The 15,921-nt window shown below is 49.2% G+C and carries 12 protein-coding genes; 6 read left to right on the top strand and 6 right to left on the bottom strand.

From position 1 onward, the window contains the following. The first annotated feature begins 136 nt into the window (after positions 1-136). The 4 genes from ACQ31U_RS08410 to fur all read left to right on the top strand — a co-directional run bounded on the left by ACQ31U_RS08410 (position 137) and on the right by fur (position 2,468). On the top strand, positions 137-943 hold the full coding sequence (locus tag ACQ31U_RS08410; protein WP_431051116.1) for an alpha/beta fold hydrolase: 807 nt from the start codon (positions 137-139) through the stop codon (positions 941-943). 102 nt (positions 944-1,045) lie between these two features. After that, a complete protein-coding gene (gene ybfE, locus ACQ31U_RS08405) occupies positions 1,046-1,330 on the top strand; it encodes a LexA regulated protein (RefSeq protein ID WP_431051114.1) in 285 nt (94 codons plus the stop codon). Positions 1,331-1,340: 10 nt separating this feature from the next. Beyond that, complete coding sequence (gene fldA / locus ACQ31U_RS08400) at positions 1,341-1,865, top strand: flavodoxin FldA (RefSeq protein ID WP_431051112.1); 525 nt, start codon at positions 1,341-1,343, stop codon at positions 1,863-1,865. 153 nt (positions 1,866-2,018) lie between these two features. After that, complete coding sequence (fur, locus tag ACQ31U_RS08395) at positions 2,019-2,468, top strand: ferric iron uptake transcriptional regulator (RefSeq protein WP_431051110.1); 450 nt, start codon at positions 2,019-2,021, stop codon at positions 2,466-2,468. Between the two features lie 67 nt (positions 2,469-2,535). Here the strand turns inward: fur and ubiG are convergent, their stop codons facing one another. After that, positions 2,536-3,261, bottom strand: coding sequence for a bifunctional 2-polyprenyl-6-hydroxyphenol methylase/3-demethylubiquinol 3-O-methyltransferase UbiG (ubiG, locus tag ACQ31U_RS08390; protein WP_431051108.1), 726 nt, complete (start codon positions 3,259-3,261; stop codon positions 2,536-2,538). Positions 3,262-3,491: 230 nt separating this feature from the next. Here ubiG and gyrA point away from each other — a divergent pair, with 230 nt between their 5' ends. Further along, positions 3,492-6,143 (top strand): DNA topoisomerase (ATP-hydrolyzing) subunit A, encoded by a 2,652-nt coding sequence (gene gyrA / locus ACQ31U_RS08385; protein WP_431051106.1) that lies wholly within the window; start codon positions 3,492-3,494, stop codon positions 6,141-6,143. 195 nt (positions 6,144-6,338) lie between these two features. On the opposite strand, the gene ACQ31U_RS08380 is transcribed toward gyrA, so the two are convergent. Then, positions 6,339-7,430, bottom strand: a complete 1,092-nt coding sequence (locus ACQ31U_RS08380) for a metallophosphoesterase (RefSeq protein ID WP_431051104.1) — start codon at positions 7,428-7,430, stop codon at positions 6,339-6,341. A gap of 107 nt (positions 7,431-7,537) precedes the next feature. Next, positions 7,538-10,144 carry a bifunctional aconitate hydratase 2/2-methylisocitrate dehydratase gene (gene acnB / locus ACQ31U_RS08375; protein ID WP_431054315.1) on the bottom strand — a complete coding sequence of 869 codons (2,607 nt, stop codon included), beginning with the start codon at positions 10,142-10,144 and terminating at the stop codon, positions 7,538-7,540. Positions 10,145-10,480: 336 nt separating this feature from the next. On the opposite strand from acnB, the gene yedE reads away from it, so the two are divergent. Then, positions 10,481-11,542, top strand: a complete 1,062-nt coding sequence (yedE, locus tag ACQ31U_RS08370) for a YedE family putative selenium transporter (protein ID WP_431051102.1) — start codon at positions 10,481-10,483, stop codon at positions 11,540-11,542. A 147-nt stretch (positions 11,543-11,689) separates the two neighbouring features. Here the strand turns inward: yedE and truB are convergent, their stop codons facing one another. The 3 genes from truB to infB form a co-directional block, all read right to left on the bottom strand. Then, complete coding sequence (truB, locus tag ACQ31U_RS08365) at positions 11,690-12,604, bottom strand: tRNA pseudouridine(55) synthase TruB (RefSeq protein ID WP_431051100.1); 915 nt, start codon at positions 12,602-12,604, stop codon at positions 11,690-11,692. 4 nt (positions 12,605-12,608) lie between these two features. Next, positions 12,609-13,022, bottom strand: a complete 414-nt coding sequence (gene rbfA / locus ACQ31U_RS08360) for a 30S ribosome-binding factor RbfA (protein ID WP_431051098.1) — start codon at positions 13,020-13,022, stop codon at positions 12,609-12,611. Positions 13,023-13,265: 243 nt separating this feature from the next. Continuing rightward, positions 13,266-15,917, bottom strand: a complete 2,652-nt coding sequence (gene infB / locus ACQ31U_RS08355) for a translation initiation factor IF-2 (protein WP_431051096.1) — start codon at positions 15,915-15,917, stop codon at positions 13,266-13,268. Between the last annotated feature and the right edge of the window lie 4 nt (positions 15,918-15,921).

Below are 15,921 nucleotides of genomic sequence, written 5' to 3'. Positions count from 1 at the left end.
TTTGTCCGTCGCGCTGCAAACCCTGTTTTCACTCTCCGAATTTAACGGACAGCTTGATTCGCCTGCTAATTTGGCACATTATACCCATTTCGGCAACATTAATCATCAACATTAAACCGAGACATCGCAATAGCCAATGAATGAAAATCCATTACCGAAACAACAGTTAAACTACCGATTCGAACAACCGTCAGCACCCGCGGATAAGCGCACGTTGCCCACCTTCGTTTTTCTGCACGGGCTGTTCGGAGATATGAATAATTTAGGCGTGATCGCCCGCGCCTACAGCGGGCAATTTCCCACCTTGCGGATTGATTTGCGCAACCACGGACACAGTTTTCACAGCGAAGAAATGAATTATGAATTAATGGCGGACGACGTGATCCGCCTGTTAGATCATTTACAGTTGCAAAACGTGATTTTGATCGGGCATTCGATGGGCGGCAAAACGGCAATGCGCGTGGCGGCACAGATTCCGCAGCGGGTGGAAAAGCTGGTGGTGCTGGATATCGCGCCGGTTGCCTACGGCGAACATCACCATGATAATGTCTTCGCCGCCTTATTTGCAGTGAAAGAGGCGCGCCCCGCCAGCCGACAGCAGGCCAAACCGCTCCTCAACCGTTACATCCAAAACGAAGGCGTACAACAATTCATCTTGAAATCTTTCTCGGCAAAAGACGAGCAGTCGTTTTTGTTCAACCTGACCGCACTTTATCAAAACTATCCGCATTTAATGGATTGGCAGCCGATTCAGTGCGATGTTGCGACCTTATTTATCAAAGGCGGCAAATCCAATTATATTCTTGCCGAACACCGCGCAACCATCTTGGCACAATTACCGCGCGCGACTTCGTTTTTAATCGCCCAAGGTTCGCACTGGATTCACGCAGAACACCCAAGTGCCGTCATCAGTGCGATTAATCGCTTTTTGGCACTGGATTGATACCGAGGCGGACGATTTATCTTTAAAAAAAATTATGCTATAGTAAGTGGCTTATCATTCTCAATTAAGTTACTCTTTTGATCAGTTGATGACGACAGGCTTATGGCAAAACAAGAAGCAGATTGCATAACATTGGATTTATTCCATAATCTACCCAAAGTCGGCAGACCTAAAACCAATCCGCTGAGTAGAGAACAACAAGCCCGTATCAATAAACGCAATCAACTGCGGCGCGACAAAGCCTCCGGTTTAAAGCGGGTTGAATTGAAATTGCATACCGATCTGATTGAACGCTTACAGCAACTGGCGCAACAGCAGGCAATCAATCGCGCGCAATTAATTGAGAATATTTTGAACGAATATTTCGCATTAAAACAACAAAAATAGGATACAAAACATGGCACTTGTGGGTTTATTTTATGGCAGCGACACCGGCAACACCGAAAATATCGCAAAAATGATCCAAAAGAAATTGGGTGATAACATCGTCGATATTCGTGATATTGCCAAAAGTAGCAAAGAAGACATTGAAGCCTATGATTTTATTTTAATCGGTATTCCGACTTGGTACTACGGCGAAGCGCAAGCGGACTGGGACGACTTTTTCCCGACGCTGGAAGAGATCGACTTCAGCGATAAAATCGTCGGCATTTTCGGTTGCGGCGACCAAGAAGACTATGCCGAATATTTCTGCGACGCAATGGGCACGGTGCGCGACATTATCGAACCGCACGGCGCCACCATTGTCGGGCATTGGCCGACCGACGGCTATAACTTTGAAGCTTCGCAAGCGCTGGTGGACGGCGATAAATTTGTCGGCTTGTGTATCGACGAAGACCGCCAGCCGGAACTGACCGAGCAACGCGTCAGCGATTGGGTCAAACAAATTTATGCTGAAATGTATCTGGCCGAACTGGTTTAATCGTTAAAACCTATCGGTAATATTTTAGACCACTATTTGCAATTGAGAAGTATTCCACATAGAATATAAGGAATAAAGTTGAATCAAATAGAATTATTTATGTTATAATTTTGTTAAATTCAATATCCAACCGTTAGTCAACACGAGGTTATTATGTCTGAAGAGAACATGAAACTATTAAAAAAAGCCGGTTTAAAAATTACCGAACCGCGCTTAAAAATTTTGGCGTTGATGCAAAGCAACCACAACACCGAATACCAACATTTCTCTGCCGAAGACATCTATAAAATGCTGTTGGAGCAAGGCGAAGAAATCGGCTTGGCAACGGTTTACCGCGTGTTAAACCAGTTTGATGAAGCCAATATTCTGACCCGTCACAACTTCGAAGGCAATAAATCGGTATTTGAGCTCGCGCCGGTCGATCACCACGATCACATTATCTGTATGGATTGCGGCAAAGTGATTGAATTCAGCGACGACGTGATCGAAAAACGCCAAAAAGAGATCAGCAAAGAGTTCGGTATCCAACTGGAAAACCACAGCTTATATTTGTACGGCAAATGCAACAATATCAAAAATTGTGACGAGCCGAATAAAAAGTAAGTCAGAAGCCAAATAAACTCGTCAAACCGCACTTAAAAGTGCGGTTTTTTATTCGCTTGTTTAGTATCTATTTCTTCCGAACCGCCACCATATAATTCGCACTCACGTCATTATTCAAGCAAAAACGTCCGCTTAACGGATTATAGTGATAACCCACGCTGTCAAAACAACTTAAATCCGCCTCGTCGCACCACGCCATCAGCTCTGCCGGTTTGATAAACTTGTCGTAATCGTGCGTGCCTTTCGGCAGCATTTTCAACACATATTCCGCCCCGACCACCACTAACGTCCAGGCTTTCAACGTGCGGTTTATCGTCGAGAAAAACAGCACGCCATCGTCTTTCAGCAAAGCTTGACAACTTGCCACCACCGCACTTGGATCCGGCACGTGTTCCAACATTTCCATGCAGGTGATCACATCAAATTTTTCCGCTTGCGTTTGCTGTATCTCTGCTAAAAAATCCTCAATCGTGGTTTGGCGGTAATCAAGCTGCAAGCCGCTTTGCGCCGCATGTTCGCGTGCGATTTGCAACGGTTGCGGCGACATATCTATTCCGGTGACCTGTGCGCCCTGCCGTGCCATACTTTCCGACAAAATCCCGCCGCCACAGCCGACATCAAGCACACGCTTGCCGAATAAGCCGTTGGCTTGGCGCAAAATATAATCCAAACGCAGCGGATTCAAACGATGGATCGGTTTGAAATCGCCCTCAGGATCCCACCAACTGTGTGCCATTTTGGCGAACTTTTCGATTTCGTGTTGATCGACATTTTGCTGGCTTGCATGTTGCATAAAATTGCCTATTTTTTATTCTGCTGATAACCGCACTTTACCCCTGCTCAGGCGTGTGCAAACGATTTTTTATTATGCAGAATTCTTGCAGAAAATTCACTATAAAAATTAGGGAAAAAGGCGGTTTTATGCTATAATTCGCCCACTTTTCATCTGCGATTTCAGCTGTTGTTTTAGAATTATTTGAATCGCTTTTGAGCTTTACATTCAGTCAATTAGGAAAACTTTGAATGAGCGAATTAGCAAGTGACATCACGCCTATCAACATTGAAGAAGAATTAAAATCCTCCTACCTCGATTATGCCATGTCAGTGATTGTCGGGCGTGCCTTGCCCGATGTACGTGACGGCTTAAAGCCGGTACATCGTCGCGTGTTATTCGCCATGAATGTCGGCGGTTACGACTACAATAAGCCTTATCGCAAATCCGCCCGTGTAGTCGGCGACGTGATCGGTAAATACCACCCGCACGGCGATAGTGCGGTTTACGACACCATCGTGCGCATGGCACAACCGTTCTCGTTGCGTTATATGTTAGTGGACGGACAAGGGAACTTCGGTTCGATTGACGGCGACTCTGCGGCGGCAATGCGTTATACCGAAGTGCGCATGACCAAAATCGCTCATTCGTTATTAGCTGATTTGGAAAAAGAAACCGTCGATTTCGTGCCGAATTACGACGGCTCGGAGCAAATTCCCGAAGTGCTGCCGACACGCATTCCGGCGTTGTTGGTCAATGGTTCAAGCGGAATTGCGGTCGGAATGGCGACCAATATTCCGCCGCACAATTTGGGCGAAGTAATCGACGGCTGTTTGGCCTATATCGACAACAGCGACATCACCATTGACGAGTTGATGACCTACATTCCCGGACCTGACTTCCCGACGGCGGCGATTATCAACGGACGCAAAGGGATTGAAGACGCCTACAAAACCGGACGCGGTAAAATTTATGTGCGCGCCCGTGCCGAAGTGGAAACCGACGGCAAAGGCAAAGAAACCATTATCGTGCATGAAATTCCGTATCAGGTGAACAAGGCACGCCTAATCGAAAAAATCGCCGATTTGGTGAAAGAGAAAAAAGTCGAAGGTATCAGCGCATTGCGCGACGAATCCGACAAAGACGGCATGCGGATCGTAATTGAAATCAAACGTGATGCGGTCGGCGAAGTGGTGCTGAATAACCTCTATTCTTTAACCCAGCTACAGGTTACTTTCGGAATTAACACCGTGGCGTTGGATCACGGTCAGCCTAAACTATTAAATTTAAAACAATTAATCGAAGCCTTTGTGCTGCACCGCCGCGAAGTGGTGACACGCCGCACCGTGTTCGAATTGCGCAAAGCGCGCGAACGTGCGCATATTTTAGAAGGCTTGGCGATTGCGCTCGCCAATATCGATCCGATTATCGAATTAATCCGCCGTGCGCCAACGCCGGCTGTGGCAAAAGAGGGCTTATTGTCGCAAGCGTGGCAATTAGGCAACGTGGCGCAAATGTTGGAAGCCGCCGGTGTCGATGCCGCGCGTCCAGAAGATTTGGCGGTCGAATACGGCATTCGCGATAATTTGTATTACCTGACCGAAGTGCAAGCACAAGCGATTTTGGATTTACGCCTGCAAAAACTGACCGGCTTGGAACATGAAAAACTGCTCGACGAATATAAAGGCTTGTTGGATATTATCGGCGAATTGCTGTTTATCCTGAACAATCCTGAGCGTTTGATGGAAGTGATCCGCGAAGAATTAAACGAGATCAAAACCCAGTTTAACGATCCGCGCCGTACCGAAATCACCGCCAGTTCGGCTGATATTAATTTGGAAGATTTGATTGCGCCGGAAGATGTGGTGGTCACGCTTTCCCACGAAGGCTATGTTAAATATCAACCGCTGTCCGATTACGAAGCCCAACGTCGCGGCGGCAAAGGCAAATCCGCTACCAAAATGAAAGAAGAAGATTTTATCGAGCGCTTGTTGGTCGCCAACACCCACGATACCATTCTCTGTTTTTCCAGCCGTGGCCGCCTGTATTGGCTGCGTGTGTTCCAATTGCCGCAAGCCAGCCGCGGGGCGCGTGGTCGCCCGATTGTCAATATTCTGCCGTTGCAACCTGATGAGCGGATCACCGCCATTCTGCCGGTCGCGGAATATGCGGAAAACAAATTTATCTTTATGGCAACCGCCAGCGGTACGGTCAAGAAAACAGCCCTGACCGAGTTCAGCCGCCCGCGTGCCAACGGTTTGATTGCGATTAACCTGCGTGATAACGATGAATTGATCGGGGTGGATATCACCGAAGGCGACAACGAAATCATGTTGTTCTCCTCACAAGGGCGCGTGGTGCGTTTCAGCGAAGAAGCGGTGCGTGCCATGGGACGGACGGCAACCGGTGTGCGTGGAATCAAGCTAGCCTTAACTAACGACCTAAGCGATGATGAAACGGATAACGATGACAGCGCCAATGACGATTTGGAAACCGCACTTGACCTGAATATCGACAAAGTGGTGTCGTTGGTTGTGCCGAAAAACGACGGCGCAATTCTAACCGCCACCCAAAACGGTTACGGTAAACGTACTAAACTGGATGAATATCCGGCGAAATCGCGTAACACCAAAGGCGTGATCTCGATTAAAGTCAGCGAGCGCAACGGCAAAGTGGTAGCAGCGGTGCAGGTGGAAGACAACGATCAAATCATGCTGATCACCGATGCCGGCACGCTTGTGCGCACCCGCGTCAGCGAGGTCAGCACCGTCGGACGCAACACCCAAGGCGTGCGCCTGATCCGCACCGCCGAAGATGAACATGTGGTGAGCTTGGAAACGATTTGTGATTTGGATGAAGACGAAGAAAATTCTGAATTAGCCGAAGCACAAATTGAAGAATAAGGCTGATTTCAAAAAGACAAAGTGCGGTCAATAACAATTGACTGCACTTCAGTGCTGACGACAAAGTCTCTTTCTCTAATCATTTCCCTCCCCATTTTTCTTGCGAAAAATGGTACTCCCTCCGCACGCGGAGGGAGAGAAGTAAGTTTGTCAATAATCTAAAAGTGCAGTCAATATGATCGCACTTTTTTATGTCTAACGATTTATATCAACCACCACGACTTCCGATTGTGAGCCGATACGGAACGGAATGCCCCAAAAACCATAACCGGAAGTGACCACAAAATGACGGTCATTTAAATTCAGGTAGCCGTGATCCAGCGGATAAATCATGCGGGTAATCAAATTTGCCGGAAAAACCTGTCCTTTGTGGGCGTGCCCTGAGACTTGCAGATCCAGTGATAACTCGCTGTTGGCGCGAATATCGTCCGGGCGGTGATCAAGTAAAATACGCAATTTGTTATCTTCAGGTAAATAAGCCAACAATTGATCAAGCGGCAAGCGAGTTTTATCCAGATGATCGTTGCGTCCGACGATCACAAAACGATCATCAATCAAGACCGCTTCATCCGCTAAGACATTCACGCCGGCGGCTTGTAATGCCTGCCGAATTTGCCGCTGCGCACCGAAAAAATCATGGTTGCCGAGCGTAGCATAAACTCCCTGTGGCGCTTGCAATTTTTGCAAGTGCGGTTGCATATTCTCAGCTAAATAATAATCGAGATTATCGTCCATAATATCGCCCGGCATTAAGATAATATCGACTTGTTGCTGCTGCATAATCTCGGCGAGTTTGTCTAACTGTTTCGCGCCGAACAACTGCCCCAAATGTAAATCACTCACCAAGCCGATACGCAAGCTGCCCTGTAATTTGTCACTCTGAATCGCATAATGCCGTACATACGGCGTGTAGGCATTGTATAAGCCCAAACCCATAATCGCCAGATACAGCAACGGTGCGCTCAGACGCAAAGTGCGGTCAAGTCGGGTTTGATCGATAACACGTTTTACCAACCCACGAATCAGCCATAACCCAAGTGTGAGCATAAAGGCATAAGCCAGCAGAAACAGTACAAAAGCGGTGATTCTAAATTGCGGCAAAACGCGCGTGGCGGTGATCACCATTAAAATATTGGGCGCAAGCCACAACAGCATGCTCAACATCAAACCGCACTTTTGCCCGATATAGGGTTTGAGATACCAACGCAAGCCGCGGTTGGTAACATAAATAAACAGTTGTGCGGTGAAAATCACAACCGCGAAGATAATTAAATAGCGTGCTGGCATTATTTGCTCTCCAAAATGCTTCAAAAAAGAAAAATCCTCCGACCCAAATCGGAGGATTGCATTATAACGACTAAATATGACTTAACGATGAATTTTACACCGCACTTTTACACTGCGGTTTGAAAAATCACCTCATCGGCTTTTTTCACGTAGCTGTTAATCTGGTCAAAATTCATATAACGGTAAGTATCCGCTTTGTCGCTTTGCAGATCGGCGGCATACGCTAAATATTCTTCCACTGTCGGCAAACGCCCCAATAATGCAGCGACTGCAGACAATTCCGCCGAGGCAAGATACACATTCGCACCTTGTCCCAAACGGTTCGGGAAGTTGCGGGTTGAGGTCGACACCACCGTCGCGCCGCTTGCCACCCGCGCCTGATTGCCCATACATAACGAGCAGCCCGGCATTTCCATACGCGCCCCGCTCTTGCCGAAAATGCTGTAATAACCCTCTTCGGTCAACAATGCCGCGTCCATTTTGGTTGGCGGTGCAACCCATAAACGGGTCGGAATCACCTCTTTGAATTTATCCAACAGTTTGCCCGCCGCGCGGAAATGCCCGATATTGGTCATACACGAACCGATAAACACCTCGTCGATTTTATCGCCTGCGACTTCCGACAGTTTGCGTGCGTCGTCCGGATCGTTCGGCGCGCACAAAATCGGCTCTTTGATCTCATCCAAGTTAATCTCGATCACCGCCGCATATTCCGCATCGTCATCGGCTTGCAGCAAGTGCGGTTCGGCCAACCACGCTTGCATGCCTTTAATCCGACGTTCCAGCGTACGCACATCACCATAGCCTTCGGCAATCATCCATTTTAACAAGGTGATATTCGAGTTGAGGTATTCGATAATCGGTTCTTTATCCAGCTTAATCGTACACGCCGCCGCCGAACGCTCCGCCGACGCATCGGACAGCTCAAACGCCTGTTCGATTTTCAGCTGTTCCAAGCCTTCGATTTCCAAAATCCGCCCGGAGAAAATGTTTTTCTTGCCTTTTTTCTCCACCGTCAGCAGCCCCTGTTGAATGGCATAATACGGAATCGCATGCACCAAATCGCGCAGGGTAATGCCCGGCTGCATTGTGCCGCTGAAACGCACCAACACCGATTCCGGCATATCCAGCGGCATTACGCCGGTTGCGGCGGCAAAGGCGACCAAACCCGAACCCGCCGGAAAGGAAATGCCGATTGGAAAGCGGGTATGCGAATCGCCGCCGGTGCCGACGGTATCCGGCAACAACATCCGGTTCAGCCATGAGTGGATAATACCGTCGCCCGGGCGCAACGACACGCCGCCGCGGTTCATAATAAAATCGGGCAAGGTGTGGTGGGTGGTAACATCGACCGGCTTCGGATAGGCTGCGGTGTGACAGAACGATTGCATGACCAAGTCGGTCGAAAAGCCTAAACACGCCAGATCTTTCAACTCGTCACGGGTCATCGGACCGGTGGTATCTTGCGAGCCTACCGAAGTCATGCGCGGTTCGCAATATTGTCCCGGGCGAATGCCGTCCACGCCACAGGCGCGCCCAACCATTTTTTGTGCCAAAGTGAAGCCCTTGCTGCTCTGCTCGGTGGCTTTCGGTTTGGCAAACACCTCGTTTTCCGGTAAGCCCAATTCGCAACGCGCCTTATGGGTCAAACCGCGTCCGATAATCAGCGGAATCCGCCCGCCTGCGCGCACTTCGTCCAGTAACACATTGGTTTTTAAGCGGAATTCCGCGATTAATTCGCCGTTGTCGTGACGGCAAATTTTGCCTTGATAAGGATAAATATCGATCACATCGCCCATATTCAGATTGTTCACATCAACCTCAATCGGCAACGCGCCGGCGTCTTCCAAGGTATTAAAGAAAATCGGTGCGATTTTGCCGCCCAACACCACGCCCCCGGCGCGTTTGTTCGGCACAAACGGAATGTCGTCGCCCATAAACCACAACACCGAGTTGGTGGCGGATTTGCGTGAAGAACCGGTGCCGACCACATCGCCGACATACGCCAGTGGAAAGCCTTTTTGTTTCAATTCGTTAATTTGCTTAATCGGTCCGATTGTACCGGCTTGATCCGGCCGAATGCCTTCCCGTTCATTTTTCAACATCGACAGCGCGTGCAACGGAATATCCGGACGCGACCAAGCGTCTTGCGCCGGCGAGAGGTCATCGGTGTTGGTTTCGCCGCTGACTTTAAACACCGTAACGGTGATTTTTTCGGCGAGTTTCGGGCGCGACAGATACCACTCCGCCTCCGCCCATGATTGCAACACTTGTTGGGCATAGGCATTACCGCCTTTGGCTTTTTCCACTACATCATGAAAATTATCAAACATCAACAAAGTGAATGAAAGTGCGGTTGCGGCAATCGGCGCCAATTTTTCATTATCCAATGCTTTCAACAACGGCTCGATATTATAGCCGCCCTGCATTGTGCCGAGCAGCTCGACCGCTCTTTCCGCCGAAATCAACGGCGAACTGACATCGCCGCTCACCAATGCCGACAAAAACGAGGCTTTGACATACGCCGCTTCATCCACCCCGGCAGGCACCCGATTTTCGAATAATTCCAGCAGAAAATCGTCTTCACCGGGCAGCGGTTTTTTGAGTAATTCCACCAACTGTGCGGTTTGTTCCGCGTCTAACGGCTTGGCAACAACCCCTTGTTGCGCCCGTTCTGCGACATGGGCTCGATAAGTAGTTAAGAAATCGGACATCATTACACCTCGTCATCATGATTGTGAGTAATAAGTAGAGTAAATCGTGCTTGGTTTGTATTTAGGCTAATAACAGACATTCGTTAAATCTATTGTTATGAAATTGTTACATCTTACACCCTCTGCCAACGGATACCACTACTTTATGTGAATTCTTTGGGCTAGATCAAGGATTTTTAACCGGAAACGCCGGTTTATCCTGATTTAGCTCACAAATCCGAAGTTTCCTGATTTTATCTAAGGTTTCTATTTTGTAGAATGAAACCGGCTCCACCGAGCAGTCTGTTTTTGCTCACATACAATCCGTTAAACTTCTGATATCACAAAGGTTCAATCATGAAATTATTCACTTGGCCTGTGGTTGCAGGTGCTGCACTTGGTATCATTGCTCCCATTCTCGTCCATTTCGGTAATCCCGGCAATATGGGGTTCTGTGCGGCTTGCTTCCTCCGCGACACTGCCGGCGCACTCGGTTTTCATCGTGCGGCGGTGGTTCAATATATTCGTCCCGAACTGATCGGTTTAGTCTTTGGCGCCTTGGCAAGTGCGGTGCTGGCGAAAGAATTCAAACCGCAAGGCGGTTCTTCCCCTTTAATCCGCTTTTCCCTTGGCATTTTTGCCATGTTCGGCGCGTTGGTGTTTCTCGGTTGCCCTTGGCGCGCTTATCTGCGGCTTGGCGGTGGCGATTTAACCGCGATCGCCGGAATTTTAGGTTTAATCGCCGGGATTCTGTTTTCATTGATTTTCGTTAAACGCGGTTTCTCCTTGGGCAAAGCCAATCCGATTAGTAAAGCCGCCGGGCTGCTGCCGACCATTTTCGCCTTGCTGTTATTATTCTTCTTGCTGACAAAATTCAGCGTCGGCGAAAACCTGCCGATCTTCTTCTCAGAAAAAGGTCCGGCGGCACAACACGCCGACGTATGGCTCTCGCTCGGTGCCGGGGTGTTGGTCGGTATCGTCATGCAGCGTTCGCGTTTTTGCTCTATCGGTTCGGTGCGCAATTTTGTGCTATTCCGTGACAGTTATCTGTTAAACGGGATTATCGCATTGGTGTTTTTCACACTGTTAACTAATGTATTATTAGGGCAATTCAAACTCGGCTTCGCTGATCAACCGATTGCGCATAATGACTATCTGTGGAATTTCTTAGGAATGGCGCTATCGGGATTGTGCTTCGCCCTCGGCGGCGGCTGCCCGGGCAAACAGCTGGCACATTTGGGCGAAGGCGATAACGATTCGGCGGTTTTTCTGCTCGGCATGTTAGTCGGCGCGGCGGTTGCGCATAACTTTAGCTTGGCAAGCAGCCCGGCGGGGATCACGCAACTGGCGCCTTATGCAATCGCCATCGGTTTTGCATTCTGCGTGTATATCGGTTTAACCAGTAAAAGTGCGGTTTAACCCATGAAGCGTATTGATTCAATCAATACGCGTGAGATTGCTGACAAACTGACTTCTCTCCCTCCGCGTGCGGAGGGAGGGAAATGATTAAAGAAAGAGACTTTGTCATCCGCCTGAAGCGTATTTAATCAATACGCTTTTTATACGTTATAGGTTAACCAACCGTTTCGGATGAATAACATCATCGCGAATTTCGGCAACGCCTAAAAATTGTTGGTTTGCACTATATAACCGCACTTGCCCGCTCAAGCCTTGCGGATTATCAAAACGTACGCGCTGCCCGAAACCAATCGCCGCGCTTTGTTCTGCATTCAGTTCCAATTTCGGCAGTTTGCCGACGGCGGTGTCGCTTGGCAGTAAATGCCGATCCAATAAAGCAAGATCCTGCTGTTCGGCAAGCTGTTGCAGCTGTTCGAGGGTCATCATCGCCTCAGTCGGATAATCGGCGACCACACTTCGGCGCAGCGCAGTGACATGTGCGCCGCAACCGAGATATTCGCCTAAATCATCAACCAAGGTGCGGATATAAGTTCCTTTTGAACAATGTACATCCAAGGTTAAAAACGGCGCTTGGTAGTCGATCAATTCCAACGCAAAAATGGTAATCGGACGTGCTTCGCGCGCCACCGTAATCCCGGCGCGTGCATATTCATACAACGGTTTGCCCTGATGTTTCAACGCGGAAAACATGGTCGGTACTTGTTGCAATTCACCGCGAAAGTGCGGTAGCGCAGCTAAAATCGCATCCAAACCGCACTTGACCTCACGCACCTCGACAACCTGCCCCTCGGCATCGGAGGTGTCGGTGCGCTCGCCCAATTTTGCCGTAACCCGATAGCGTTTATCGGCATCCAGCAAAAACTGCGAAAACTTGGTGGCTTCGCCTAAACAGATCGGCAACATCCCGGTCGCCAACGGATCCAGCGCCCCCGTATGCCCGGCTTTATTGGCTTGATACAGGCGTTTTACTTTTTGCAATAAGTCGTTGGAGCTGAAGCCTTGCGGTTTGTCCAACAACACCACGCCGTCAATATCGCGCCCGCGTTTTCTTGGTTTTGACACGCTGTTAGTCCTGCCCGTCTTCTTCGTTCTTGTCGTCTTTGTCATTTTTGTGTTTTGCTTTGTCTTCGCTCAACACTTTGCTGACCAGATTCGACATCCGCATGCCTTCGACCAGCGAATTATCATACTCAAAACGCAGTTCCGGCACGATACGCAAGCGCATGGCTTTACCCAATAACGAACGGATATAGCCCGAAGCCTTATGCAAACCGTCCATACCTTGTTGCACCGCTTGCTCGTCTTGGTCAAACAGGAAGGTCACGAATACCTTGGCGTACACCAAATCGCGCGACAGTTCTACGTCGGACACGGTTACCATGCCGATACGCGGATCTTTGACTTCGCGTTGCAAAATCAACGCGATCTCTTTTTTTATCTCTTGCGCCACTCTTTGCGAGCGGCTGAATTCTCTTGCCATTTTATTTTTCCATCATAGCGAAAGTGCGGTGTTTTCGAATAAAGTAGGGGCGGATTAGATATCCGCCCAAGCTGCACATCGCATTTTTCCATTGTAGATTAAGTGTTTATACCGCACTTGGTAAACGGGCGGATATCTAATCCGCCCTTACATTGCTGACAAACCGATTCGGCAGGGGCAAAGCCCCTCATCTGTGTTTAACCGTGTACGCTGAAAAACGTGCACGGCAATCTAACCTTGCGATTAAATACTGCGTTTAATCTCGATGGTTTCAAACACCTCGATTTGGTCGCCGACCCGCACGTCATTGTAGTTTTTCACGCCGATACCGCACTCCATGCCGTTACGCACTTCGTTGACATCGTCTTTAAAGCGGCGCAGGGATTCCAATTCGCCCTCGTAAATCACCACGTTATCGCGCAACACACGGATCGGGTTGTTACGTTTCACCACACCCTCGGTCACCATACAACCGGCGATTGCGCCCAGTTTCGGTGAACGGAACACATCACGCACTTCCGCCAAGCCGATAATTTGTTGCTTGAATTCCGGCGCCAGCATACCGCTCATTGCCGCTTTCACTTCGTTGATCAGGTCATAGATCACCGAGTAGTAACGCAAATCGATATTTTCCGCTTCAATCACACGGCGCGCCGAGGCGTCGGCACGCACGTTAAAGCCGACCAAAATCGCATTTGACGCCGCGGCCAAGGTCGCGTCGGTCTCAGAGATACCGCCCACGCCGGAACCAACGATTTTCACTTTCACTTCGTCGGTTGACAACTCGACCAACGATTGGCAAATCGCTTCCACCGAGCCTTGAACATCGGCTTTGACCACGATATTCACTTCCGCAACATCGCCTTCGGTCATGTTGGTGAACATATTTTCCAGTTTGGCTTTTTGCTGACGCGCCAGTTTGACTTCGCGGAATTTACCTTGACGATGTAATGCCACTTCACGCGCTTTCTTCTCATCACGCACCACCGTCGCCTCATCACCGGCAGCCGGTACACCGGAAAGTCCTAAAATTTCCACCGGAATTGAAGGGCCGGCTTGCTCGATTTCTTTACCGTTTTCATCACGCATTGCACGCACACGGCCATATTCCAAGCCGCACAATACAATATCACCGCGACGCAACGTACCGGATTGGATTAAGACCGTCGCTACCGGACCGCGTCCTTTATCCAAATAAGACTCGATCACCACCCCGCTCGCCATTGCGTCGGTAACCGCGGTCAACTCCAAGACTTCGGATTGAATCAAAATCGCTTCCAACAGCTCATCAATTCCCAAACCTTGTTTGGCGGAAACGTGAATAAACTGGGTATCACCGCCCCACTCTTCTGAAATCACATCGTATTGCGACAATTCATTTTTCACACGATCCGGATCGGCTTCCGGTTTATCGATTTTATTCACCGCCACCACCAACGGCACTTGTGCCGCTTTGGCGTGTTGGATCGCTTCGATGGTTTGCGGCATTACACCGTCATCGGCAGCCACCACCAATACCACGATGTCCGTCGCTTTCGCCCCGCGCGCGCGCATGGAAGTAAAGGCGGCGTGTCCCGGGGTATCCAAGAACGTAATCATGCCATTATCGGTTTCAACGTGGTAAGCACCGATATGCTGGGTAATGCCGCCCGCCTCGCCGGAAGCCACCTTACTTTTACGAATGTAATCCAATAACGAGGTTTTTCCGTGGTCAACGTGTCCCATAATGGTCACCACCGGCGCGCGCGTCACTTCAACCGCATTATTATCGCGATCGCTCAACAGGGATTCTTCCAATTCGTTCTCACGGCGCAACACCACTTTGTGTCCCATTTCTTCCGCAACCAATTGTGCGGTTTCTTGATCGATCACTTGGTTAATGGTTGCCATTGCGCCCATACCCATCATGGTTTTGATCACTTCGGTCGCTTTCACCGCCATTTTCGCCGCCAATTCGCCGACCGTAATGGTTTCGCCGATCACCACTTCACGGTTCACCGGTTGTGCCGGTTTGGTGAATTCTTGCTGTAACGAGCTGCCGCGTTTCTGGTTTTTACCGCCGCGGATATTTTTCTGGTTACGACGGTTGGCTTCACGCTCGGTTTTATTGGTGTCGTCATCACGTCCGCCTTTTTTGGCTTTATTGATTTTCTTATTATTACGGCCACGCCCTTCGGTGCGACGGGTTTCTTCGTCCTCTGCTTCTTGCGCATAACGTGAAGTCAAATGTGCATCCACCACCACAGAATCATCCGCTTTTGCCGGCTCTTCTTTGCTTGCGCTCATTTCGGCTAAGCGGCGTGCCTCTTCTGCTGCTTGACGGGCTTTTTCCTCCGCTTTTTGTGCCGCTAATTCTTCCGCTTTACGACGCAATTCCGCTTCTTCGGCTTTTAACTTCTCTTTTTCCGGATCGGCTTTTTTACTTTCCGTTTCGGCTTTAACCGCACTTGACGACGCTTTTTGCCGGGCTTCGCGCTTAGCTTTTTCTTCCACTTCACGTTTTGCCTTCGCTTCGGCTTCCGCTTTGGCTTTTTCTTCCGCCGCACGCTTGGCTTGTGCTTCCGCTTCTAAACGCGCTTGTTCTTCCGCTTTTTTCTTGGCGAGATCTTCGGTTGAAGTCGGGCTGATCACGCGTTTTTTGCGCACTTCCACTTGCACTTCTTTGCTTTTGCCGCCAGTGCCGGCAATTTTCAAGGTGCTGCGTTCTTTGCGCTGTAAGGTTAATTTTTTCGGTTTTACGCTTTCACCGCTCAGCGATTTCAGTAACTGACCTTCTTCTTCCAGCGTAATCGGATCGCTTTCTTTTTTATTAATACCGGCATCGGCAAGTTGTTTTAATAACTGTTCAAGCGGGGTGCTAATCTCGTTAGCAAGTTGTTTAACTGTTTTACTCATATTT

Source organism: Testudinibacter sp. TW-1 (assembly GCF_050613185.1).
Taxonomy (GTDB): Bacteria; Pseudomonadota; Gammaproteobacteria; order Enterobacterales; family Pasteurellaceae; genus Chelonobacter.
The sequence above is the reverse complement of the archived record's forward strand: the minus strand, read 5'-3'. Positions and strand labels throughout refer to the sequence as shown.